Here is a 20677-nt window from a genome sequence, read left to right as displayed (position 1 = left end):
AAACTAATCAGTAAATCCCCGCAGGGTGTTGGCAATCAATTACGCGTTGTGATGCGGATCTACAGCTTCCTTAGTGGGAACATCAGTAGTAGCCGGTGCAGAAGGCTGAACAGGCTTTTCTCTCATTCCTTCTTCTATCTCCTGGCGCACATTGTTTTTGGCGTCATTAAATTCACGGATACCTTTACCCAGGCCACGCATTAATTCAGGGATTTTCTTGCCTCCGAAAAGCAGCAATACTACCACCGCAATTAAAAGCAGCTCGGACATACCAATATCCTGAAGAATCAAAAATGATGATTTAACAAAAACAGCTGTCATCGTCTCAAAAATTTATATTGTTCAGTCAACAAAGATAGCGCATAAAATCGGCTTTTTCACCCTTCCAGGCAGTCCTGACAGAGTTTTAATACCTTTTTAAGCACACGAAAAAAGCGGCACCGGAACGGTCCCGCTTTTAACAAATTTCCCTGTATTTATACTAAACCCTTTTTTCTTTGATACGGGCTTTCTTACCAGCTCTTTCGCGCAGGTAGTAAAGCTTAGCTCTTCTTACCTTACCCACCTTGTTCAACACGATACCATCGATATGAGGAGAGTAAAGCGGAAACAGTCTTTCCACACCAATGCCATCAGAAATTTTTCTAACAGTGAAAGACATAGTTGATCCTGTACCCTGGATCTTCAATACATCACCTTTAAAGGACTGAATCCTTTCTTTATTACCTTCCACGATTTTATAATTGACAGTGACGTTGTCGCCTGCTTTAAACTTCGGGTACTGTTTGTTAGCTGTCAGTTGTTCGTGAACAAACGAAATTGCGTTCATCTTTCAAATATTTATGGGAGTGCAAAAGTAAGTCAAGAAATAGCATTTACCAAATTAAAAACCGAGAAATTATGCATCTCAGATGGCAAAGCGATCTATATGACCTATAAATCATTATGTTATAACAGGTCGGGCCTGCGTTGTTTTGTTCTTTCCACCGATTCCTGGTGTCGCCATTCCTCGATTTTTTTGTGATCTCCGCTCATCAGCACTTCGGGCACCTTCCATCCACGAAACTCCTCAGGACGGGTATACACCGGCGGCGCCAGCAGGTTGTCCTGGAAAGAGTCGGTCAACGCACTGGTTTCATTGTTGAGCACACCTGGCAGTAAGCGCCCGATGGCGTCTACCAGTACGGCGGCACCCAGCTCGCCCCCACTCAGCACGTAGTCGCCGATAGAGATCTCTTTGGTGATGAAATGATCCCGGATACGCTGATCTATGCCTTTATAGTGCCCGCAAAGCATCAGCAGGTTGCCTTTAAGCGACAGCTGGTTGGCCATTTTCTGGTTCAATGTTTCTCCGTCGGGCGTCAGGTAAATGACTTCATCGTACTGTACCTTGGCCTGCAGTGATTCAATAGCATTGACAATAGGCTCCAGCATCATGACCATACCGGCGCCACCTCCAAACTGGTAGTCGTCTACCTGGTTATGTTTGAGGGTAGAGTACTGCCTGAGCGGATGTACATGCACTTCCAGCAAGCCTTTAGCCTGTGCCCGCTTCATAATGGAATGAGAGAGCGGGCTTTCCAGTAATTCCGGCAGTACGGTAATTATATCTATTCGCATGCTTTCAGCGTATTTAACTGGTATACAGCTCAATCAGGCCTTCGGGCAGATTCAGATATACCTTTTGATTTTTCTTATCCACTTTTACCAGCGATTGTTCATTCACTGGCAACAGGGCTTCTTTTCCTTTTATAAATACCTTCACCAGTATCTGCATAGGCATTTCAATTACTTCCTCAATAGTACCCAGGGGGCCATATTGCGCGTCTTCTGCTTCATACCCCAGCAATGCCAGAGGGGCAGAAGAGGCCGTTTGCTGCTTGAAATCGGCTTCCTGCAGGTATACCTGTGCCGGCATGAGCTTTTGTGCCGCTTCCTTCGTATCTATTCCTTCCAGCTTGATATATACGCTTTCTCCGTCTTTTACCGATACCTGCTGAATAAAATAGGGAATGAAGCTGTTTTTCCGCTCTTCCAGGAAAATAACGGTAACACCCTTCAGTGCTGATCTTTTGCCCAGGCTGTGCCTTAAAACCAGGTCGCCCTGTAAGCCATGCGCTGAAGCCAGCTTACCTATACTAAAATAGTTACTCATATTTTCAGCTGTTAGCCTTTGTATTACTGCGTTTCCGGTGCGGAAACTGGCTGGTAACAAAAATTAAAAAAGGAAATATTTGCGGCTGCAAATATTTCCTTTTTCAGGTATTGTTAAAACGTTGCCGTTTTATGCTTCTGTACCTTCTCCTTCTGCCGGAGCTTCAGTAGCTGGAGCTGGAGTGTCTTCTACCTTTCTTACGATTGGAGCTGCCATTCTAGCTTTCTTGTGACCGTCGCGACGGGCAGAAACTTTTTGTTCGTGTTCAGCCTGCCATTGTGCAAATTTTTGGTAAGCAGTAGGCTCGTCGAACAGGTTCAATGTAACACCTCTTAACAGATGTTTCAAATACAATACACCTTTGAAAGACAAGATTCTTCTAACAGTGTCAGTAGGTTGTGCACCTTTCTGCAACCAACGCAATGCCTTTTCGGTATCGATGTTGATAGAAGCTGGAACTGTTAAAGGATTGTAAGTACCGATTTTTTGGATGAATTTACCATCTCTTGGTGCGCGCGCATCGGCAACTACGATAAAATAGAAGGGTCTCTTCTTCGCGCCATGTCTCTGCAGTCTGATTTTTACTGGCATAAATAAGTCGAGTTATTTTTTGCGAGTTAGGAAATATTGTTTAATTAGGGATGCAAATGTAATCAGTTAGTTGATATTTGCAAAAAAAATTTATGTCATTTTGATCTTCTAGCGCATCATTCCCTTCAAACCCTTACCGCCACCGCCAAATTTATTCATCATCTTCATCATCTGGCGCATCTGCTCAAACTGCTTCATGAACTGATTGACATCCTGGATGTCTTTCCCGGCTCCTTTAGCGATGCGTTTGCGGCGGCTTCCATCGATCATATCCGGATCAGCACGCTCTGCTTTGGTCATAGAGTTGATCATGGCTTCAATGCCTTTAAAAGCATCGTCGCTGATATCCAGGTCCTTCACTGCCTTACCCACACCAGGAATCATGCCCATCAAGTCTTTCAGGTTACCCATTTTCTTGATCTGTTGTAGCTGCTCCTTGAAATCGTCGAAGTCGAACTGGTTCTGGCGGATTTTCTTTTCCAGCTTTTTAGCCTGTTCTTCGTTGAACTGTGCCTGGGCGCGTTCTACGAGGGTGGTAATATCACCCATGCCCAGGATACGCTGCGCCATACGCTCAGGGTAGAAAACATCGAGGGTATCGAGCTTTTCACCCATACTTACAAACTTGATAGGCTTTTCTACCGTGTATTTGATCGTAAGGGCCGCACCACCACGGGTATCGCCATCAAGCTTGGTCAGTACCACCCCGGTAAAGTCGAGGCGATCGTTGAAAGCTTTGGCGGTATTTACAGCATCCTGACCAGTCATGGAGTCCACAACGAACAGGATTTCGTTTGGCTTCACAGCGGCTTTTACAGCGGCTACTTCGGTCATCATCTGTTCGTCCACCGCCAAACGGCCGGCAGTATCTATGATGATAACGTTGAAGTTATTGGACTTTGCGTGCTTAATGGCGTTTTCCGCGATCTGCACCGCATTTTTATTTTCCGGCTCGCTGAATACCTCAACCCCGATCTGTTCTCCCAGTACCTTCAGCTGATCAATCGCCGCAGGGCGATAAATATCGGCCGCTACCAGCAGGGGCTTTTTATTTTTCTTGGTTTTAAGATAGCTGGCCAGTTTCCCGGAGAAGGTAGTCTTACCGGAACCCTGTAAACCTGCTATCAGTACGATGGAAGGATTGCTTTTGATATCGAAGTCAGCTTCAGTGCCCCCCATCAGGGTCACCAGTTCGTCCTTCACAATCTTTACCATCAGCTGTCCGGGAGAAATGGAAGTTAACACCTTCTCTCCCAAAGCGGTATCTTTTACTTTATCAGTAAATTCCTTGGCAATTTTATAGTTCACATCCGCATCCACCAATGCACGACGGATCTCTTTAACGGTAGAAGCGATATTTATTTCGGAAATCCGGCCTTCTCCTTTAAGCTGTTTAAACGCGGAATCGAGTCTCTCTGATAATGATTCAAACATTGTTGGTATTTTAAACGGATTGCAAAAGTATATTTTTTTTGGGTTATTTCCCGAAAAGGAACAGGGCCGCAAAGATGCGAAGCGGGGAAGAAGGGATTTACCTGGTTGTTCTTTGTAAATAAAACAGCGAAGACGATGGCGGACTCCCGTCATCATCTTCGCTAGCTAAAATCTTATACAATCAACTAAATAGCGTCTTTTTCGTGGCAGAAGAGCTGCCTATCCCAGGTAGTTGCGGAGCAACTTGCTTCTGGACGTGGTTCTTAACTTGGTAATAGCTTTATCCTTAATCTGGCGAACACGTTCGCGGGTCAGTCCAAACTTCTCGCCGATATCTTCGAGTGACATGGGATGTTCTACGGCGATGCCGAAGTACAGCATGATCACGTCTTTCTGGCGATCGGTTAACGTGGAGAGGGAACGCTCAATTTCGCGGCGGAGCGAGTCGTGGTGGTCCAGTTCCTCGTCGGCGCTAACTGCGTTCGGGTTTTCCAGCACATCCAGCAGGGAATTGTCTTCCCCGTCGATAAATGGTGCATCCATGGAAACGTGACGGGCAGCCACTCCGAGGGTAGCTTCTACTTCGTCAGTATTAATTTCCAGGATGGTGGCCAGTTCGTCAGGAGATGGTTCTCTTTCATATTCCTGTTCCAGCTGGGAATACGCTTTGCTGATCTTATTGCTCAGGCCCACTTTGTTGAGTGGCAGGCGAACAATCCTGGATTGCTCTGCCAGTGCCTGGAGAATAGATTGACGAATCCACCATACGGCGTAGGAAATGAATTTAAAACCGCGCGTTTCATCAAAACGTTGAGCAGCTTTAATTAACCCGAGGTTCCCCTCGTTGATCAGGTCACTGAGCGACAGGCCCTGGTTCTGGTACTGTTTCGCAACGGATACCACAAAGCGAAGGTTGGCTTTGGTAAGCTTCTCCAATGCTCTCTGATCGCCCTGCTTGATCCGGATAGCCAGGTTTACCTCTTCTTCCGGCGTAATTAAATCCACTTTCCCAATCTCCTGCAAGTACTTCTCCAGGGACTGAGATTCCCTGTTGGTAATGGATTTAGTGATTTTAAGTTGGCGCATTGACATAAAGTCGGAACAGTTACAGGTTAATAAAAAGTTAAGATTTGATGAATGCCTGACAAAAATAACTTTTTTTAGAAAGCCACCAAAAAAAATCTCTTGTTCTTAAATCATTTCCAAATAAAATCGATTGATCATTAAGTGCTTGCAATTGTCGCGGAAATTCGCCACTATAGGGGCGGTAGCATAAAGTCAATTATATACGGAATTTTAATATTTATTAAAATAGATATATGTATACTTTTATTAAGGTGTGTAAAGTTTTTGTGTACGCTATAAAAAAAAACCGTAAATTATTTTGACAGAGTAAAATATTTTCTATAATTGCAACTGGATGATATTGATTTACTAATTATTTGAGAGATGTCCAAGAAAGTGCTTTATGAACTAGAATTTCCGGTTAGATGCTCCCCGGGTATCCTGTATGAATTCTTATCTACACCCGCTGGCTTACAGGAGTGGTTCGCAGATAGGGTTGACTTCAGGGACAATGTCTTTTCCTTTTCATGGAATGGCACCGCGGAAGAAGCCGAAGTAATCGAACAGGAAGAAGATGAGTTTATCCGGCTGCATTGGACGCATGCTCCCAAAGATGAATATTTTGAGTTCCGTATACAAATTTCTGAAGTAACGAATGAAACTATCCTGGTAGTAAAAGATTTCGCAGAGAAGAAAGAGGTGAAGGACCAAAGTCAGTTATGGGAATACCAGGTGAAAGATCTTTTCCACCGCATCGGCAGCTAAGCTCCCCTCTTCCCGTTCATAATATTGAGTAGCGTAGCGTATGCCTCTACCACCTCAGTTATTATTTCGCCCCAATGACCGATCACGAAGGGTTTAGCCAACTTAATGAAATGATTGCGGCTAACCAGCGTCTTCCACTCATCTAAACTATACGTATCTATGAAACGGTAATTTCCATTTTCGAAATCATGCTCCCAGGGATCCTCCGGCAGGTATACCTGGAAACCAGCTTGTGTCAGCGCTGCATAGCCTTCTTCCAATACGGTATGGAAACGTGCTTTTACTTTGCCCCCCAGGTGCAGGGTAGCACTAAAGTAATGTCCCCACCAGAACATGGTCCGGAAGGCAAATATCTCCTCCTTATTGAAATACCTTGGATAATCCAGCATCACCCAGGGCAGGCCTTTATATTGCTCCCCTTTCGAAATCTTTCCTCCCTGTAACAACCACTCAGACGCAAACGGAAAATCCGTATCCCGGTCATATGCTGCCAGCGCTTCCTGCACACGTCCCATTAATCCCACCACTTTCTCTATTGCACTGTTTTTCAGGCGGATAAAATGCGTACTACTGACAATAGCCGCTTCTTCGGGCGTTAAATCTGAATTTTCCATATAATTTTAACGGTATTTTCAGGTCCTCCTGACCACTCCTTTAGGAAATCGTGCTAACTTTACTGTTTAGTAGCATCCTGGTACTAATCATACAAATATCAGGATTCCATTTTTTTAATATTGCATTATCAGTGAAAAAACTCGACAAACTCATTATAAGAACTTTTCTGGGTCCTTTTATTGCCACTTTTTTCGTCACCCTATTCGTACTGGTAATGCAGTTCCTATGGAAATATGTAGACGATCTGGTTGGTAAAGGCCTGGATACCATGGTGATTGTACAATTGATTGCCTATACCAGTGCTACGCTGGTTACCCTGGCCCTTCCACTGGCAGTACTCCTGTCTTCTATCATGACCTTCGGAAACCTGGGGGAAAGCTTTGAATTGGTAGCGCTGAAGTCGTCCGGTATTTCGCTGTTGCGCTTTATCCGTCCCCTGCTCATCGTGTGCAGCTTTATCGCAATCCTGGCGTTTTTATTCGCCAATTATGTGATCCCGGTAGCCAATCTTCAGGCCAAATCCTTACTATACGATATCACTTACGCTAAACCGGCGTTTAATATTAAATCGGGCGTTTTCTTTAAAGATATACCAGATTATACGATCAAGGTAGCCCAGAAAGATAAAGATAACCAGACCATCCACCAGGTGATGATCATCGATCACCAGAACAATAATGCTATGATCCTGGCCGACAAAGGTCAGATGGTACTTACCGCTAATAAACGCTTTCTCTACTTTATCCTGGAAAATGGCTGGAGATATGAAGAAAGGGGCAACCGCGGTTATACCGTTCCCGGCGATATGATCAGGCAAGGGTTTAAAAGATATACCAAGGCATTTGACCTTAGTTCCTTTGCATTCAACCGCCTAAACATGGACCTTTTTGCTTCCAACCAGCAAATGCTGAATGTGCGACAGCTGGATATGGCAATAGATTCTATGCAGAAAGCAGAGAAACAATTCAGTAAAACCGTAAATTCGTATGTAACCGTACGTTATCCTTTCTTCAAATGGAAAGATAGTGCCTGGGCTACCAGTGCGCCCCCTTTGAAAGAAAAAGAGTTTGCAGCCATCGTACCCCAAAAGAGTATGCGCAATGTGCTGGAACGTGCGGAACAAACCGTACGGGAAACGCAGAGTTCGCTGGATCAGCCTACCCTGGAATATGAAGACAAACATAACCTGATACTCATGCACAAGGTTGAGTGGCAACGTAAGTTTACCCTGGCCGCCGCCTGTGTAGTGATGTTCCTGATCGGCGCTCCCCTGGGGTCTATTATCCGGAAAGGCGGACTAGGTACCCCACTGGTATTTGCCGTCATTTTTTTCGTGATCTTTAACGTGTTCTTCATGATCGGGGAAAAAATGGCCAGAAGCGGCGTGATGTATACCTGGTCGGGCATGTGGCTATCCAACATTGTACTCCTGCCTATTGCAGGTTTTCTAATTGTTAAGGCCATGAATGATTCGCAGCTTTTTAATAAAGAATACTATTTTCGCGTTATCCAGAATGTGAAAAAATTGCTGGAGAAATTTAAAAAGAAGAAAGTTCTTAAAGCGATTTAATAAAGACAACCTACAAGTTTAAAACCTACAGAATTGAAAACGCTGATTACACTGTTCAGGAAGAACATATACTTCTTTCTGCCCTTCCTACTATGGTTGATTGTAGGAGGTGTGATGCTGGCAACATATAGCCAGCGGGAATTGTTCCTGGGTATTAACGGAGAGCACTCTGACTGGGCCGACGTGCTCGTAACCGGGCTTACTTACCTGGGCGATGGTATTATGTTTGGCATTCTATTATTCCTGATGCTGGTCACTCAGCGCTTCAGGCTATTCTTTATTGGATTGGCCGTCCTCCTGCTGGTAACCCTGATTGTACAGGTAGCCAAGCATTATTTTAATGCACCAAGACCTATCAGCTACTTTGGCGATGAAACGGCCACCCTGGTACACACCGTAAAATGGGTAAGTGTACACAGCAGTTGCAGCTTTCCTTCAGGCCATTCCGCTGCTGCTTTTGGCATGTTTAGTTTTCTTGCCCTGATCTGGAACAATAAAAAAGCCGGATTACTGTTCTTTATAATGGGGATTTGTGCTGCCTATTCCCGCATTTACCTGGCACAGCACTTTTTTGCCGATGTTTATGCAGGCAGCATAGTAGGTACGTTAAGTACAGTGATTGTATATGGGTTCTTTAAATTCAGACATACCACCTCCTCCCCGGAAGTTTGCGCAGAAGCGCTATTACAAGCGAATACAACTACTTAAACAATATTTAAATATTAACTGTCAAAAGGACTACACATCCCCCCAGGAGTATGTGTAGTCCAGCTTTTTTTTAAAATCTGTCATGAAATACCTGCTGATTGCTTTAGTGGCTGCTTTATTATTCATCCCCTTCCTGGGTGCTGTACATTTGTTTGACTGGGACGAAATCAACTTTGCAGAGGCAGCCCGGGAAATGATTGTCAGCCATCATTTCAGCCAGGTACAAATCGACTTCCGACCCTTTTGGGAAAAACCACCTTTATTTATATGGATGCAGGCCGGCAGCATGATGCTGTTTGGTATAAACGACTTCGCAGCCCGCTTTCCCAATGCCATCGTGGGAATTGCTACATTGGTAACGCTATTTGCGATTGGTAAAAAGCTCGCAGACGACCGGCTGGGCTTCTGGTGGGCGTTGGTGTACGCCGGCTCCTGGCTACCCCACTTTTACTTTAAATCAGGTATCATCGATCCTACTTTCAATTTTTTTATTTTCCTCGCCATTTATTTTGCCTACAGGATAGGTTATCATCCTAAGCCGGCCCGTATGGCTATTTTCAGCGGACTTTTCCTGGGCTTGGCAGTACTCACCAAAGGCCCTGTGGCCATATTGGTGGCTTTACTAACCCTGTTGGTATACTGGATCTGGAACAAAGGAAAAATAAGTATCCGCTTTGCGCACCTGGGTTTAATTGCCTTGTTTGCCAGCATCACCACCCTGCTGTGGTTTGGCTATGAAATTATTGCACATGGGTGGTGGTTTGTGAATGAGTTTGTAGCGTACCAGATCCGGCTATTGACTACAGAAGATGCCGGGCACGGCGGCCCCTTCTTTTATCATTGGGTCGTGCTGCTGATTGGGTGTTTTCCGGCCAGCACCTTCTTGTTCACCTATCTCCGGAAAAGAAAAAAAACAATATATACGACCTCTGCTGCCACTGAAATAAAGGATTTCAAAGTATGGATGTGGGTAATGTTCTGGGTAGCACTGATCCTGTTTTCTATTGTTAAAACAAAGATTGTCCATTACTCTTCCCTGTGTTATTTCCCGCTGTCGTTCCTCGCCGCCTGGCAGGTATACAAACTTGCTGAAGGCAAACTGCAATTACGCGGCTGGAATATCGCGCTGCTATTGTTTGTGGGAATTGTACTGGGACTGGCAATTGCCATATTACCACTGGTAGGGATATACAAAGATATGTTGATACCTTATGTAGATAAATTTGCGGCCGGGAACCTCCAGGCTGCGGTTTCCTGGTCGCCCGCAGAAATGGCGTACGGCATCAGTTATATTATCCTGGTGATTATCAGCGGAAGCTTGCTGATGCGCCGTAAGGTAACCAATGGGTTGCTCTGCCTCTTTATCAGCTCTATTGTCGTTATCCAGATATCGGTATTGCATTTTGTTCCCAAAATAGAGGCCTATTCCCAGCGGGCAGCTATTGATTATTTTATTTCCTTACAGGGCAAAGATGTATATGTAAAAGCGTTGGGGTATCACAGTTATGCCCAGCATTATTATACCCGGGAGCAACCGCATAGCAATAAAAACTATTACAACGAAAATTGGCTGCTGAATGGACAGATCGATAAACCGGCTTATTTTATTTGTCGAGTTACAGACAGTGAGCCTTACCGGCACCATCCCAACCTGGAGGTGATTGGGGAGAAAAATGGGTTTGTGTTCCTAAAGCGTAAATAATAACAGCTATTTTAATATAAATGCAACAGCCCTCCAATGTGAGGGCTGTTGCATTTATAAGACAAGCGTTTATACGGCAGCGTTATAGCGTTTTTCTACTTCACTCCAGTTAACCACGTTCCAGAATGCGTTGATATAATCCGGACGTACGTTGTGATATTTCAGGTAATAGGCATGTTCCCAAACGTCGAGGCCGAGGATGGGAGTACCTTTTACTTTCACAATATTGTGCATCAGGGGATTATCCTGGTTGGGCGTATTGGTAACCACCAGTTTCTTTTCAGGCGTAACTACCAGCCATGCCCAGCCGGAGCCAAAAACGGTTTTAGCGGCATCATTGAATTTTGTCTGGAACGCTTCCCAGCTACCAAATTCCTTGCTGATAGCCGCTTTCAGTTTATCCGACGGTGTTTGTTTCTGGGGCGACAGGAGTGTCCAGAACAGGGAGTGGTTGTAGTGCCCACCGCCGTTGTTGCGTACTGCTTTGTCGGCGTCGGTAACTTTGTAGAGTATTTGTTCCAGTGTCAGGGCTTCAAAGGCAGAACCTTTTACGGCTTCGTTCAAATTTTTTACATAGGCCCCGTGATGCTTGTCGTGGTGGATTTCCATGGTCATTTTATCGATGGAAGGTTCCAGGGCATCGTAGCCATAAGGCAGTGCGGGCAGAACAAAAGGGGCTTTAGGATCGGCTAATGCCGGCTGTCCGGATACAGAAGAAGTAGCCAGGCTGCTTAATGGTCTGCTTAAAATAGCGGCACCTGCGAGGCTGGTAAGCTTGAGAAATTCTCTCTTATCCATATTTATTTTTTTAAATATAATTATTGTATACGAAGTTGGGTGCCAAAGGGCCTCAAATATTAAACCAATATCTCCGTGGTGGGAAGAGACGAAAAGAAATATTAGAACTAAGGTAAAAGTATAAAAACAGTAATTTAATATCAAAATAATCAAAAACTTTTATCAAGTTTTCATATTAAATTACTATTTTACCTTACATTCATACAATAATTACAATATTGATTGTATTGTAGTTATTTATTGAATGCCAGACAATTTATCCCGGGCCTGGCAGGTAAGTTAAGAACGCCTGTTCATTAACCCGCCAAAGCCAACAAACCGACTACATAATAATAATAAATTTATAATATAAAAGCAACATATTTACGAGAGTAAAGAACCTTGCTTGTCACGGCGATCATACAGGAACATACAGTGCGATCAGGTCAGGCACCATTTTGCAAAAGCAGGAAACATGATACAAGACTATCTCAGGCAACAGGATGAAAGCAAAGACTACCAGCCTGTTTTTTATGATTTGAAGAATGCACAAGACCTTCATACCTTTGAGGCCCTTTTGAAATCCCGGCCGTATATCCGCATCAACGACGAAATTTATTCACAATTAAGGGAGCTGATGAAAATCAGGAATCCTACTAAGCGCTTGACAGCAGCTGAATACGATGAAAAAATACAGGCTTACCTGGATGGGGTGGACATAGAAAAATTTGGCGTTTGGGTATATTATCCCTGGAATAACCAGGTGGTTCACCTGGTAAACGAAGCAGATTTTATTGAATTACGTACCAGTAGGAACCAGCATAAAATCACCGCAGCAGAGATTGCCGTGTTGTCTAAAAAGAAAATAGGCATAGTAGGTTTATCGGTAGGGCAATCGATCGCATTAACCCTGGTGATGGAACGTTTATGCGGAGAATTACGACTGGCAGATTTCGACAGGCTGGAGCTGACTAATATGAACCGGATTCGTTGTGGCGTACACAATCTCCAGGTGCCCAAAGTAGTAATTGCGGCACGGGAGATTGCAGAACTGGATCCATTCATAAAGGTAAAGATCTACGAAGACGGCATGACAGAGGCTAACATGGACGATTTCTTCACCGAAGGCGGCGTACTCGACATTTTTATAGAAGAGTGTGATGGCGTAGACATTAAGATATTGAGCAGAATAAAGGCAAAGGAGCTTAAAATCCCTGTGGTGATGGAAATGAATGATCGTGGGATGATAGATATTGAACGTTTTGACCTGGAACCAGACAGGCCGCTAATGCATGGTCTGATTCCTGAAGTGGACATTCCAACGCTTCGGGGGCTGACCGACGCAGAAAAGCTACCTATCTTCAGTCCTATGCTGGCATTGGAAAATGCTTCTGCCAGGATGAAATTTTCGTTGGGAGAAATTGGAAAAACCATTACCACCTGGCCTCAACTGGCTTCATCGGTGGTATTGGGAGGCGCACTGGTGGCCGACACATGTCGTCGTATAGCCCTGGATCAGTTTAAAAATTCAGGCAGGTATTATGTAGATTTTGAGCAGTTGATTGTTTAACGTACTTACGCCTTGTATAAGCGCTATTCCGCAATGTCATGATTAATGTAAGGGTATTTAGGGCTCCGGATGATCCTGAGGCCTGTATGAGGTTTTATACAGGGCATCTCAAGCTGTTGGAAATTTATTTTGGTATAGCCCAGGTAACATCCGGCAGCGCTGATTGGATGCAACACGAAAACACGATAGTGATCATTGTTGAGGACGAAACCCGTACCAAGACATATGGAGGCGCGCGCGTACAGGTAGCCGATGGCAAGTTACCGCTCCCGATTGAAACAGCTATCGGCAAATATGATCCAAGGATATATTCTTACATAAAAAAAGGCAGTGCAGAAATCTGTGGTATGTGGAATTCCAAAGAAGTAGCAGGAATGGGAATAGGTAGCCAGGTACTGGCCAGGGTAGGCGTAGTACTTGGTGCCCAATTGCCGATCGACACCTACCACGTTTTGTGTGCTCCGATTACGGCACGGGTAGGTAAACGTGTAGGATTTATTATCGATGAATCGCTGGGAAATAACGGTACTTTTTTCTATCCTAAAGACGACTTCCTGGCAACCGCTATGGTAATTACCGATCCCTTCAGCCTGCCACACGCTGATCCTAAAGAAAAGCTGCTCATTTCAGACCTGCGGGAAAATCCCATGCAGACTAAAATAGAAGTAGGACCTAAGGGGAGTTATGATGTAAATTATAGCCTTAAAATCCCCTCTCCTGTTCATTCAACTCCCTGATTAAAATGATTATTAAAAAATAACATAAATTCAAGCCTTATTTAATCTCAGCATTGATGTTGTCCAAGCTTGTTATTTTGTGGTCTATATTTACCTTATCCTTCCTGTTACATATAACAGCACAACCTGTTGTATTTAAGAATTCAAAGGATCTGCTGCAGATAGGCGGGCACCTTGAACTTTATACGGATAAAGGCAATTCTCTTACCATTGAACAAGCCCGGCAACAGGCTTTCAAAGCCTCGGGGCAGGAAGTGCCCAACCTGCAGATTACGCCTTATACCCAATGGGCCAGGTTTTCGATCCACAATGAATCCAGCACCAGCCAACTGATGCTGGAAGTAGAATATCCCATCATAGATGATATTACGCTCTTCGAAATATTGCCAGATGGGCAGGTGAAAAGTACCCGGCTGGGAGAGTTTACCCGGTATAAAGACCGGGGTTATGATCACCAGAACTACCAGTTTCGTGTAAACATACCCGTTAACGAAACCCGGCAGTATTACCTGAAGGTGAAAGCGGGGGAACAGCTACAACTTCCTATTTACCTGGGCGCGCCCAATACAATAGCTGAAAAAAACAATAAGCGGGAGCTGATATTTGGTATATATGTGGGCGTTGCTTTGGCAATGATCTTCTATAACCTCTTTATATATGTATCTACCCGGGACAATAGCTACCTGATTTACGTGAGTTATATCGTCTTTACAGCCCTTACCCAGGTTACCCTGCAGGGATATTCCTTTCGCTTCCTGTATCCCAACAGTCCCTGGCTGGCAATACACGCCACGGCGCTGGTACCAGTACTCAACGGGTTGGCTGCCGTCACGTTTATCCAGCAGTTTTTATCTACCAAAGAAAATTTCCCGATAGGTAACAAAATACTTAATATCATCCTGGTGATGTACATGGTGGTATTTATACCCACCTTCCTGGGGATGTATGACTATGCACAAATCCTGGTCCAGCTGGATGCCTTCCTGGCTTCAGTGATGGCTTTCATTGTGGCACTTCGCATCAGCTCCAGGGGAGTACCTGCAGCCAGGTTCTTCCTGCTGGCATGGTCCATATTCCTGGCCAGCGTGGTGATTTTTGTACTGCGTAACTTTAACGTACTTCCTTACAATAACTTTACCTATTATGCCCTGCAGATAGGATCCGCCCTGGAAGTACTGTTACTGTCTTTCGCACTGGCGCATAAGATCAACGTTTTCAAGGCAGAAAAAGAAGCGTCTCAACAAATGGCACTGGCCATTTCACAGGAAAACGAGCGATTGGTAAGAGAACAAAATATTATCCTGGAAACCAAGGTAAGAGACAGGACGGAAGACCTGCAAGCAACCAACCTGGAGCTGAATACTGCATTAACCAACCTGAAAGACGCCCAAACCCAATTGGTAGAAAAGGAAAAAATGGCATCGCTGGGTCAGCTCACGGCCGGTATTGCGCACGAAATCAATAACCCGATCAATTTCGTGACCTCCAATATCAAACCACTGAAACTGGATATTGCCGACCTGAAGGAATTGCTGGAGCGATATGGTTCATTGAACGACAGTACCCCTGATATTCCTAAGGTACTGGCAGAAATAGAATCATTCAAAAAAGAAATCGATATCGATTATATACACGAAGAAATTACATCGTTGATAAAGGGTATTGAAGATGGCGCCACCCGGACCGCTGAAATCGTAAAAGGATTACGCACCTTCAGCCGCCTCGATGAAAGCGATGTAAAATCCATCGATATCCACGAGGGCCTGGATTCTACGCTGGTGCTACTTCGCAATGCCATCCCATCTTATGTGAGTATTGTAAAAGAGTATGGCAACCTGCCCAAGATTGAATGTTATGCCGGCAAGATCAACCAGGTATTCATGAACATTTTCTCGAATGCACTGAACGCCATTAAATCCAAGAAAGAACATCACAACGAGTCTATTACCATCAAAACGGCCCTGGAGCGCGAGTTTGTGATCATCACCATCAAAGACACAGGTATTGGCATGTCGGAAAGCGTACGCGAAAAGATATTCGACCCTTTCTTTACTACCAAGGATGTGGGAGAAGGTACCGGCCTCGGCTTATCTATTGTATTCAGCATTATAGAAAAGCATAAGGGAAAAATTATCGTGAATTCTGCCCCCGGAGAGGGAGCAGAATTTATTATATATTTACCACTCGATATAACAAACCATTTATCGTAACCTAAGATCTTTCAATGAAAGAAAACCGTATTAGAATATTATACATCGATGATGAAATTCATAACCTGAATGCGTTCAAAGCAGGCTTTCGCAGAAGTTATGAAATTTATACGGCTTCTTCGGCACAGGAAGGAAAACTGCTGCTGAAAGAGATCATGGTGCATATTATTATCGCAGACCAGAAAATGCCTGTTACCACCGGGGTGGAATTTTTCAACGAAATCAAAGAAGTTCTCCCCGACCCCATGCGTATTTTGCTCACGGGTTATACGGACGTAGAAGATATTATAGATGCCATCAACAAAGGACACATCTACTCCTATATCAAGAAGCCGTGGGATGAGCATGAACTGCACAGAACCATCAATAACGCTTACGAAATATACCGGACACGTAAACAACTCAGGGAGAAAATTGAAGAGCTGGAAAAAACCAATGATGAGTTGAACCGGTTTATTTATTCTACCTCTCATGACCTGCGTTCTCCCCTGATGTCTGTACTGGGAATTATTAATCTCTCACGGCTGGATAATTCAGTAGTCGATCCTAATGGCTATATAAATATGGTCGAAAGCTGTGTATTGAAGCTGGATGATTTTATTCAAAAGATTATTGAATACTACCGGAATTCACGGCTGGAAGTAGAATATGAAAAAATTGACTTCAGCAGTTTGCTGTCTGACTGCATCACTGCATTTAAACCGCAGAATACCCAGATACTTTTTCAAACCCAGGTAGACCAGGCGGTAGATTTCCGGGGAGATACGTTCAGGATCAGTGTTATATTGAACAATCTCATATCAAATGCTGTTAAGTACCAAAAGCCGGAGGAAGCTAACCCTATGGTAAACCTGGCCGTAAAAGTAGAACCACATAAGGCTACTATTTGCATTCGGGACAATGGTATTGGTATTTTGAGCGAGCATTTGAATAATATCTTCAAGATGTTCTTCCGATCCAAAAACAACAATAAACCGGGCAGTGGTATTGGCTTGTACATTGTGAAAGAGGCACTGAGTAAGATCGGCGGCACTATTAATGTAGAGTCAAAGTATGGCGAAGGCACCCAATTTGAAATTACCATCCCCAACAGAAATGAATTCGATACCTGACCTGCGTGTCATATTAATTGATGACAATGAGATTGATTTGTTACTGCATGAAAAGTTGATCGGAATTCAACAAATCAGCAGAACGGTACTATCATTTGCTAACGCCAACAAGGCGTTGGAGTTCCTGTCCTCCAATATTACCTTACCTAAAATCCCTCCTACTGTTATACTCCTGGACATACAGATGCCGGAAATGGATGGCTTCGAATTTTTGCAGGCATTTGATGCCTATCCACAAAAGATCAAGTCCCAATGCCACATCATTATGGTGTCTTCTTCCCTGGATTATGGCGATATTACCCGCACCAACGCCAACCCGATGGTCGTTAAACTACTTCGCAAACCCTTACTTTTAAAGGATCTGAAAGAAGCGGTGGAAGGAATTTTTAAAGATTTTATATAAAAAGTTGGTGTTTTCAGGAAAAGATATATTTTTGCACTCCCGAAAGGGGAAATTGAAATGAGGGGGATTAGCTCATCTGGTAGAGCGCAAGCATGGCATGTTTGAGGTGATCGGTTCGAGTCCGATATCCTCCACTTTTTTGAAACCCGCGCCCAGCGCGGGTTTTCTGTTTTATATACTATCTGCTTGCGGATACTTTCCCTGCCGGAGCGGCAATACAATTATAAAGGTAGCCCCTTCTGCTTCCCGGCTCCTGGCAGTAATAATACCTCCATGCTTATCGATTACTTTTTTGGCTATGGCCAGCCCAATCCCTGTTCCCTCATATACTTCTGCGGTATGTAACCGCTGAAATATGGTAAATATTTTAGAGAGATATTTTTCGTTAAAGCCAATACCGTTGTCCCGGATTACAATGCGGCAGTATTGCCCGCCGGAAAAGGCGGCACTGTCGGGATTCAAATCTGTTACTGTTTCAGCGGTAATCTCCACTCGGGGAGCCACGTCTTTCCGGGAAAATTTCAAAGCGTTGCTGATGATGTTCTGGAAAACCTGCCTCACCTGACCAGGCACCGCTTCAATCTGGGGCATTTTTTCTACAGCAATCACTGCGCCCCGCTCCAGTATCATTAACTCCAGGTCACTTAAAATTTCATCGATAATGACATTAAAATCCGTGAGTTCGTATATACTATCTACCGAAAGGCGGGAATAGTTCAACAAGTCGTTGATAAGCCTTGCCATGCGTTCAGAGGAGCTTACAATCCGCTCCATATACGACAGGGCGCTGGGATTCATCTGTAAAAATTTATCCCTCAGAATAGCTCCAAACAGCTGAATTTTACGCAATGGCTCTTTCAGGTCGTGGGAAGCCACGGAGGCAAACTGCTGAAGATCATGGTTGCTGGCCTCCAGCGATTTATTAATTTCCCTCAGCTCTTCGGTCCGTTCTCTTACCTTTTGCTCCAACATGTCGTTTACCTGCTGCTGATGCGCAATCAGCGCTTCCTGTGCCAGCTTGCGTACTTCCACTTCCTCTTTGAGCGACTGGTGCATTTGCTTTAATTCCTGCGACTGCTGGTAAAGCCGGGAAAACGTTTTTACTTTCATCAACAGGATATCCGGATCTACAGGTTTGGTGATATAGTCTATTCCGCCAGAGTCGTATCCTTTTACGATAAATCTTTTATCCTTATTCACAGCTGATAAAAATATGATGGGAATATCTTTCGCTTTACTGTAACCCGACAGCGCTTCTGCTACTTCAAATCCATCCATGCTGGGCATCTGCACATCAAGAATAATGAGCGTATAGTTTTGCTTCAATATTTTCCGGAGTGCTTCCTCGCCTGATAAGGCGGTGTCTACCTCAAACTGGTACTGTTCCAACGTTTTCCGGATCGATAAAATATTCTCCGGCTTGTCATCTACTATTAAAATCATACCGCATTCATTTTACATAAATCATATCCCACCCATCTCGTTTATAAACGCCGCCATCTCGGATGGCTGTAATACAATATCTACAGGCGCCTGCTCCATTGCATGACGTGGCATATAGTCTACTTCCGCCGTGGCAGGGTCTTGTACAGCCGTTGTCCCCCCCGCTTCATGCACGTCTATCAACCCCTCTATTCCATCATCATTAGCGCCAGATAGTAGGATGGCCGCCATATTATTGCGGTAGGCTAATGCAGCGGAAGAAAATGTGACATCAATACTGGGCCGGCTAAAATTCACTTTCTCCGAAGCATCCAGAGATAAAGTGTGATCCTTTTCTATCAGTAAATGATAGTCGGCCGGGGCAATGTAAACAACGCCCGGTAACAATGGCTCCTTCTCCGGCGCCTCTTTTACCGGCAATACAGACCTTGCCGATAACAAGCCGGTCAATTGCGATTCGTAATGGCTGGGCCGGTGTAAAACAATGACAATGGCCGCATTAATCAAAGTGTTTAACGCAGGCAATAAGTGCAACACAGGCTGTAGCCCGCCGGCAGAGCCGCCTATTACTATTAAATACGGAGCCGTAGTCATAAAGTCATTGTTTCATTATTACAACTGCATTTTCCGCCAGATCTTCTCCTTGTTATCTAATTGTCTGAACTTACGGGTTACACTGGTAAAACTCAGTGTTTCTTTACTCCCTAAGGCCAGGAAGCCCAGCTGTTCCAGGCTATCGCTGAATAAGGTGAGTACTCTGTCCTGTAGCTTTTTATTAAAGTAGATCAACACATTTCTGCAAATGATCAACTGGAATTCATTGAAAGAACCATCTGTTACCAGGTTATGCGGTGAGAAAATAATCTTATCTCCCAGCTCCCCCCTGAACTTGGCGTATTCATAATTGGCCGTATAGTAGGAGGAGAAATCTTCTCTTCCTCCTGCTTCCATATAATTACGGGAATATTGCTGCATCTGGGACAGGCGGAACATTCCTTTCCTTCCCTTCTCCAATACGCTCACATTGATATCGGTGGCATAGATAACAGATTTTTGCAACAACCCTGCTTCCTTCAGCAAAATGGCAACAGAATATACCTCTTCTCCCGTAGAACAGCCTGCATGCCATATCCTGACAGACGGATAAGTGGCCAATACCGGCAAAACATGTGTACGCAACGCCTGGTAAAAAGAAGGATCACGGAACATCTCCGTTACATTCACCGTAATTTCTTCCACAAAACGCATGGCATACTCCGGATCAGAAATAATACGGTAGCGGTACTCCGCGAAACTGGGGAAACGGTCCACCTGGAACAGGTGATTCACGCGCCGGTTAATCGAAGCAGGCGCATATTCCGTAAAGTCATAACCATACCGTTCCCACACATCGTTGAGTAATATATTTACTTCCTGCTCGCTTATCGGGTTCTTGCTCACGCCTTATACAGATAAATATTGTTGTAATTGTAAGAGTAATTTGTCTACATCAATGGGTTTTGAAATATAATCATCCGCCCCCGCTTCCAGGCATTTCTCCCGGTCGCCTACCATGGCATTGGCGGTTACCGCAATCACCGGCAATTGCTGATTTCCGGGGAGCGCACGAATAGCTGCCATTGTTTCATATCCATCTATTTCCGGCATCATGATATCCATGAGTACCACCCCAATGTCGTGATCTCCTGTTAGCAGATGCAACGCTTCTGCGCAGCTGCCGGCAGATAAACAGCGAATAGACCTGGATTTCAATACCGCCGTTAATGCAAAAATATTCCGTGTATCATCATCTACGATCAATACTTGCTTCTTGCCCATAA

The 20677-nt window shown here is 44.4% G+C and carries 21 protein-coding genes, 1 tRNA gene and 1 pseudogene; 10 read left to right on the top strand and 13 right to left on the bottom strand.

Features of this window, described 5'->3' with window-relative positions; translation table 11 throughout:
* Positions 1–39: 39 nt before the first annotated feature.
* The 7 genes and pseudogenes from HGH90_RS21970 to HGH90_RS21940 form a co-directional block, all read right to left on the bottom strand.
* Positions 40–291 carry a twin-arginine translocase TatA/TatE family subunit gene (locus HGH90_RS21970; RefSeq protein ID WP_246121025.1) on the bottom strand — a complete coding sequence of 84 codons (252 nt, stop codon included), beginning with the start codon at positions 289–291 and terminating at the stop codon, positions 40–42.
* A gap of 190 nt (positions 292–481) precedes the next feature.
* A complete protein-coding gene (gene rplS / locus HGH90_RS21965; RefSeq protein WP_079473603.1) occupies positions 482–829 on the bottom strand; it encodes a 50S ribosomal protein L19 in 348 nt (115 codons plus the stop codon).
* A gap of 119 nt (positions 830–948) precedes the next feature.
* A complete protein-coding gene (trmD, locus tag HGH90_RS21960; protein WP_168767087.1) occupies positions 949–1620 on the bottom strand; it encodes a tRNA (guanosine(37)-N1)-methyltransferase TrmD in 672 nt (223 codons plus the stop codon).
* Between the two features lie 13 nt (positions 1621–1633).
* Positions 1634–2155: a ribosome maturation factor RimM gene (gene rimM / locus HGH90_RS21955; protein WP_168767086.1), complete on the bottom strand. Its 522-nt coding sequence runs from the start codon at positions 2153–2155 to the stop codon at positions 1634–1636.
* A gap of 339 nt (positions 2156–2494) precedes the next feature.
* Positions 2495–2746 (bottom strand): annotated as a pseudogene (gene rpsP / locus HGH90_RS31830) (30S ribosomal protein S16); the annotation flags it as partial.
* Positions 2747–2854: 108 nt separating this feature from the next.
* Positions 2855–4180, bottom strand: a complete 1326-nt coding sequence (gene ffh / locus HGH90_RS21945; RefSeq protein ID WP_168767085.1) for a signal recognition particle protein — start codon at positions 4178–4180, stop codon at positions 2855–2857.
* A gap of 219 nt (positions 4181–4399) precedes the next feature.
* Positions 4400–5266 carry an RNA polymerase sigma factor RpoD/SigA gene (locus HGH90_RS21940; RefSeq protein WP_089758842.1) on the bottom strand — a complete coding sequence of 289 codons (867 nt, stop codon included), beginning with the start codon at positions 5264–5266 and terminating at the stop codon, positions 4400–4402.
* Positions 5267–5629: 363 nt separating this feature from the next.
* Here HGH90_RS21940 and HGH90_RS21935 point away from each other — a divergent pair, with 363 nt between their 5' ends.
* Positions 5630–6010, top strand: coding sequence for an START-like domain-containing protein (locus HGH90_RS21935; RefSeq protein ID WP_145660380.1), 381 nt, complete (start codon positions 5630–5632; stop codon positions 6008–6010).
* Here the strand turns inward: HGH90_RS21935 and HGH90_RS21930 are convergent.
* Positions 6007–6624 carry a hypothetical protein gene (locus tag HGH90_RS21930; RefSeq protein WP_168767084.1) on the bottom strand — a complete coding sequence of 206 codons (618 nt, stop codon included), beginning with the start codon at positions 6622–6624 and terminating at the stop codon, positions 6007–6009. The genes HGH90_RS21935 and HGH90_RS21930 overlap by 4 nt on opposite strands.
* 131 nt (positions 6625–6755) lie before the next feature.
* Here HGH90_RS21930 and HGH90_RS21925 point away from each other — a divergent pair, with 131 nt between their 5' ends.
* The 3 genes from HGH90_RS21925 to HGH90_RS21915 all read left to right on the top strand — a co-directional run bounded on the left by HGH90_RS21925 (position 6756) and on the right by HGH90_RS21915 (position 10605).
* Complete coding sequence (locus HGH90_RS21925; protein ID WP_168767083.1) at positions 6756–8195, top strand: LptF/LptG family permease; 1440 nt, start codon at positions 6756–6758, stop codon at positions 8193–8195.
* 33 nt (positions 8196–8228) lie between these two features.
* Entirely contained in the window at positions 8229–8903 is a 675-nt protein-coding gene (locus HGH90_RS21920) for a phosphatase PAP2 family protein (protein ID WP_168767082.1), read from the top strand.
* A gap of 82 nt (positions 8904–8985) precedes the next feature.
* On the top strand, positions 8986–10605 hold the full coding sequence (locus HGH90_RS21915) for an ArnT family glycosyltransferase (RefSeq protein WP_169191885.1): 1620 nt from the start codon (positions 8986–8988) through the stop codon (positions 10603–10605).
* Between the two features lie 69 nt (positions 10606–10674).
* On the opposite strand, the gene HGH90_RS21910 is transcribed toward HGH90_RS21915, so the two are convergent.
* Positions 10675–11403, bottom strand: a complete 729-nt coding sequence (locus HGH90_RS21910) for a superoxide dismutase (RefSeq protein ID WP_168767080.1) — start codon at positions 11401–11403, stop codon at positions 10675–10677.
* A gap of 454 nt (positions 11404–11857) precedes the next feature.
* Between HGH90_RS21910 and HGH90_RS21905 the strand changes: the two genes are divergently transcribed.
* The 6 genes from HGH90_RS21905 (at position 11858) to HGH90_RS21880 (ending at position 17548) form a co-directional block, all read left to right on the top strand.
* The gene (locus HGH90_RS21905; RefSeq protein ID WP_168767079.1) at positions 11858–12952 is read left to right on the top strand and encodes a ThiF family adenylyltransferase; all 1095 of its coding nucleotides are present in this window, start codon (positions 11858–11860) and stop codon (positions 12950–12952) included.
* Positions 12953–13038: 86 nt separating this feature from the next.
* Positions 13039–13689 carry a hypothetical protein gene (locus HGH90_RS21900; RefSeq protein ID WP_246121026.1) on the top strand — a complete coding sequence of 217 codons (651 nt, stop codon included), beginning with the start codon at positions 13039–13041 and terminating at the stop codon, positions 13687–13689.
* Between the two features lie 56 nt (positions 13690–13745).
* On the top strand, positions 13746–15899 hold the full coding sequence (locus HGH90_RS21895; protein WP_168767078.1) for a 7TM diverse intracellular signaling domain-containing protein: 2154 nt from the start codon (positions 13746–13748) through the stop codon (positions 15897–15899).
* Between the two features lie 14 nt (positions 15900–15913).
* Positions 15914–17011, top strand: a complete 1098-nt coding sequence (locus HGH90_RS21890) for a sensor histidine kinase (protein WP_168767077.1) — start codon at positions 15914–15916, stop codon at positions 17009–17011.
* Positions 16995–17414 carry a two-component system response regulator gene (locus tag HGH90_RS21885; RefSeq protein WP_168767076.1) on the top strand — a complete coding sequence of 140 codons (420 nt, stop codon included), beginning with the start codon at positions 16995–16997 and terminating at the stop codon, positions 17412–17414. The genes HGH90_RS21890 and HGH90_RS21885 overlap by 17 nt, the downstream gene beginning before the upstream one ends.
* 61 nt (positions 17415–17475) lie before the next feature.
* Positions 17476–17548: transfer RNA gene (locus tag HGH90_RS21880), tRNA-Ala, on the top strand.
* A 37-nt stretch (positions 17549–17585) separates the two neighbouring features.
* On the opposite strand, the gene HGH90_RS21875 is transcribed toward HGH90_RS21880, so the two are convergent.
* From HGH90_RS21875 to HGH90_RS21860, 4 genes are read right to left on the bottom strand one after another with little or no spacing between them, the layout of a single operon-like run.
* On the bottom strand, positions 17586–18857 hold the full coding sequence (locus HGH90_RS21875) for a response regulator (protein ID WP_168767075.1): 1272 nt from the start codon (positions 18855–18857) through the stop codon (positions 17586–17588).
* Between the two features lie 21 nt (positions 18858–18878).
* On the bottom strand, positions 18879–19451 hold the full coding sequence (locus HGH90_RS21870) for a chemotaxis protein CheB (RefSeq protein ID WP_168767074.1): 573 nt from the start codon (positions 19449–19451) through the stop codon (positions 18879–18881).
* 18 nt (positions 19452–19469) lie between these two features.
* Positions 19470–20297, bottom strand: coding sequence for a CheR family methyltransferase (locus HGH90_RS21865; protein ID WP_168767073.1), 828 nt, complete (start codon positions 20295–20297; stop codon positions 19470–19472).
* A gap of 3 nt (positions 20298–20300) precedes the next feature.
* A complete protein-coding gene (locus HGH90_RS21860; protein WP_169191884.1) occupies positions 20301–20675 on the bottom strand; it encodes a response regulator in 375 nt (124 codons plus the stop codon).
* Positions 20676–20677 lie beyond the last annotated feature (2 nt).

Source organism: Chitinophaga sp. Ak27 (assembly GCF_012726295.1).
Classification (GTDB): Bacteria; Bacteroidota; Bacteroidia; order Chitinophagales; family Chitinophagaceae; genus Chitinophaga.
The sequence above is the reverse complement of the archived record's forward strand: the minus strand, read 5'-3'. Positions and strand labels throughout refer to the sequence as shown.

Excerpts from the sequence above, each read along its gene's own strand:
- HGH90_RS21915 (WP_169191885.1), top strand. The coding sequence starts at position 8,986 with ATGAAATACCTGCTGATTGCTTTAGTGGCTGCTTTATTATTCATCCCC.
- HGH90_RS21870 (WP_168767074.1), bottom strand. The coding sequence starts at position 19,451 with ATGACTACGGCTCCGTATTTAATAGTAATAGGCGGCTCTGCCGGCGGG.
- trmD (WP_168767087.1), bottom strand. The coding sequence starts at position 1,620 with ATGCGAATAGATATAATTACCGTACTGCCGGAATTACTGGAAAGCCCG.
- HGH90_RS21895 (WP_168767078.1), top strand. The coding sequence starts at position 13,746 with ATGTTGTCCAAGCTTGTTATTTTGTGGTCTATATTTACCTTATCCTTC.
- HGH90_RS21910 (WP_168767080.1), bottom strand. The coding sequence starts at position 11,403 with ATGGATAAGAGAGAATTTCTCAAGCTTACCAGCCTCGCAGGTGCCGCT.
- HGH90_RS21940 (WP_089758842.1), bottom strand. The coding sequence starts at position 5,266 with ATGCGCCAACTTAAAATCACTAAATCCATTACCAACAGGGAATCTCAG.
- HGH90_RS21890 (WP_168767077.1), top strand. The coding sequence starts at position 15,914 with ATGAAAGAAAACCGTATTAGAATATTATACATCGATGATGAAATTCAT.
- HGH90_RS21935 (WP_145660380.1), top strand. The coding sequence starts at position 5,630 with ATGTCCAAGAAAGTGCTTTATGAACTAGAATTTCCGGTTAGATGCTCC.
- HGH90_RS21885 (WP_168767076.1), top strand. The coding sequence starts at position 16,995 with ATGAATTCGATACCTGACCTGCGTGTCATATTAATTGATGACAATGAG.
- HGH90_RS21875 (WP_168767075.1), bottom strand. The coding sequence starts at position 18,857 with ATGATTTTAATAGTAGATGACAAGCCGGAGAATATTTTATCGATCCGG.
- HGH90_RS21900 (WP_246121026.1), top strand. The coding sequence starts at position 13,039 with ATGAGGTTTTATACAGGGCATCTCAAGCTGTTGGAAATTTATTTTGGT.
- rplS (WP_079473603.1), bottom strand. The coding sequence starts at position 829 with ATGAACGCAATTTCGTTTGTTCACGAACAACTGACAGCTAACAAACAG.
- HGH90_RS21930 (WP_168767084.1), bottom strand. The coding sequence starts at position 6,624 with ATGGAAAATTCAGATTTAACGCCCGAAGAAGCGGCTATTGTCAGTAGT.
- rimM (WP_168767086.1), bottom strand. The coding sequence starts at position 2,155 with ATGAGTAACTATTTTAGTATAGGTAAGCTGGCTTCAGCGCATGGCTTA.
- ffh (WP_168767085.1), bottom strand. The coding sequence starts at position 4,180 with ATGTTTGAATCATTATCAGAGAGACTCGATTCCGCGTTTAAACAGCTT.
- HGH90_RS21905 (WP_168767079.1), top strand. The coding sequence starts at position 11,858 with ATGATACAAGACTATCTCAGGCAACAGGATGAAAGCAAAGACTACCAG.
- HGH90_RS21860 (WP_169191884.1), bottom strand. The coding sequence starts at position 20,675 with ATGGGCAAGAAGCAAGTATTGATCGTAGATGATGATACACGGAATATT.